This is a genomic window from Stenotrophomonas sp. 80084_Sma (assembly GCF_056481995.1).
Window position 1 is genome coordinate 327,501 of the sequence record NZ_CM151177.1, and the last position, 2,500, is coordinate 330,000.

The following is a 2,500-nucleotide window of genomic DNA, read 5'->3' on the forward strand; positions in this document are numbered from 1 at the left end:
CTGCGTACCTTTTGTATAATGGGTCAGCGACTTACTGTTCGTGGCAAGCTTAACCGTATAGGGGAGGCGAAGGGAAACCGAGTCTGATAAGGGCGCATAGTCGCGGGCAGTAGACCCGAAACCGGGTGATCTAGTCATGCCCAGGGTGAAGGTGCGGTAACACGCACTGGAGGCCCGAACCCACTCCCGTTGCAAAGGTAGGGGATGAGGTGTGATTAGGAGTGAAAAGCTAATCGAACCCGGAGATAGCTGGTTCTCCTCGAAAGCTATTTAGGTAGCGCCTCATATGTATCCTCTCGGGGGTAGAGCACTGTTATGGCTAGGGGGTCATCGCGACTTACCAAACCATTGCAAACTCCGAATACCGAGACGGACTGTATGGGAGACACACGGCGGGTGCTAACGTCCGTCGTGAAAAGGGAAACAACCCAGACCCACAGCTAAGGTCCCAAATTCACTGCTAAGTGGAAAACCATGTGGAAAGGCACAGACAGCCAGGAGGTTGGCTTAGAAGCAGCCACCCTTTAAAGAAAGCGTAATAGCTCACTGGTCGAGTCGGTCTGCGGGGAAGATTTAACGGGGCTAAGCAGTGAACCGAAGCTTGGGGTGCATAACTTTGTTATGCGCGGTAGAGGAGCGTTCCGTAAGCCGTTGAAGGTGGATTGAGAAGTCTGCTGGAGGTATCGGAAGTGCGAATGCTGACATGAGTAACGATAATGCGGGTGAAAAACCCGCACGCCGAAAGCCCAAGGTTTCCTTGCGCAACGTTAATCGGCGCAGGGTGAGTCGGCCCCTAAGGCGAGGACGAAAGTCGTAGTCGATGGGAAGCAGGTTAATATTCCTGCACCTCGCGTAAGTGCGATGGAGGGACGGAGAAGGTTAGGTGTACCAGGCGTTGGTTGTCCTGGGGAAAGGCGGTAGGTTTGGATCTTTGGCAAATCCGGGATCCTTTAAGACCGAGCACCGAGACGAGCCTTTATGGCGAAGTCACTGATACCACGCTTCCAGGAAAAGCTCCTAAGCTTCAGCTTACGCAGACCGTACCGTAAACCGACACAGGTGGGTAGGATGAGAATTCTCAGGCGCTTGAGAGAACTCGGGTGAAGGAACTAGGCAACATGGCACCGTAACTTCGGGAGAAGGTGCACCCTTTTTGGTGGCTCGTGCGAGCTATAGCTGAAGAGGGTCGCAGTAACCAGGCCGCTGCGACTGTTTATCAAAAACACAGCACTCTGCAAACACGAAAGTGGACGTATAGGGTGTGACGCCTGCCCGGTGCTGGAAGGTTAATTGATGGGGTCAGCCGCAAGGCGAAGCTCTTGATCGAAGCCCCAGTAAACGGCGGCCGTAACTATAACGGTCCTAAGGTAGCGAAATTCCTTGTCGGGTAAGTTCCGACCTGCACGAATGGCGTAACGACAGCGGCGCTGTCTCCACCCGAGACTCAGTGAAATTGAAATCGCTGTGAAGATGCAGCGTTCCCGTGGCAAGACGGAAAGACCCCGTGAACCTTTACTATAGCTTTACACTGAACGTTGAGTTCGTCTGTGTAGGATAGGTGGGAGGCTATGAAACTGTGGCGCTAGCTGCAGCGGAGCCATCCTTGAAATACCACCCTGTCGTGCTTGACGTTCTAACCTGGGCCCATTATCTGGGTCGGGGACCGTGTATGGTGGGTAGTTTGACTGGGGCGGTCTCCTCCTAAAGAGTAACGGAGGAGCTCGAAGGTACGCTCAGCGCGGTCGGACATCGCGCACTGTGTGCAAAGGCATAAGCGTGCTTGACTGCAAGATCGACGGATCAAGCAGGTAGGAAACTAGGACTTAGTGATCCGGTGGTTCTGTATGGAAGGGCCATCGCTCAACGGATAAAAGGTACTCCGGGGATAACAGGCTGATACCGCCCAAGAGTTCATATCGACGGCGGTGTTTGGCACCTCGATGTCGGCTCATCACATCCTGGGGCTGTAGTCGGTCCCAAGGGTATGGCTGTTCGCCATTTAAAGTGGTACGCGAGCTGGGTTCAGAACGTCGTGAGACAGTTCGGTCCCTATCTGCCATGGGCGTTGGAGATTTGAGAGGGGCTGCTCCTAGTACGAGAGGACCGGAGTGGACGAACCTCTGGTGTTCCGGTTGTCACGCCAGTGGCATTGCCGGGTAGCTATGTTCGGAAGCGATAACCGCTGAAAGCATCTAAGCGGGAAGCGCGCCTCAAGATGAGATCTCCCGGGGCACAAGCCCCCTGAAGGAACCATGTAGACTACGTGGTTGATAGGTCAGGTGTGTAAGTACAGCAATGTATTGAGCTAACTGATACTAATGATCCGAGAGGCTTGACCATATAACCTCAAGTTGCCTTGGCTTTACGACAGCGTCGTAAGAGCATCCAAGTGCACGCTACGTCACAAGAACTACGAGAGGCAGGCGCCTTATCCGGCTGTATCGGATGGCGACGCTCCAACCGCCTCCCTGGTGAAATTAGCGCTGTGGAACCACCCGAT

General features: G+C 54.0%; 2 rRNA genes (both only partly in view). Both read left to right on the forward strand.

The features are described from left to right. Positions 1–2,340: ribosomal RNA gene (locus ACZK3W_RS01475) — 23S ribosomal RNA — on the forward strand; it begins 540 nt to the left of the window's first position. Positions 2,341–2,467: 127 nt separating this feature from the next. Then, positions 2,468–2,500 (forward strand): 5S ribosomal RNA (gene rrf / locus ACZK3W_RS01480); it runs 82 nt beyond the window's last position.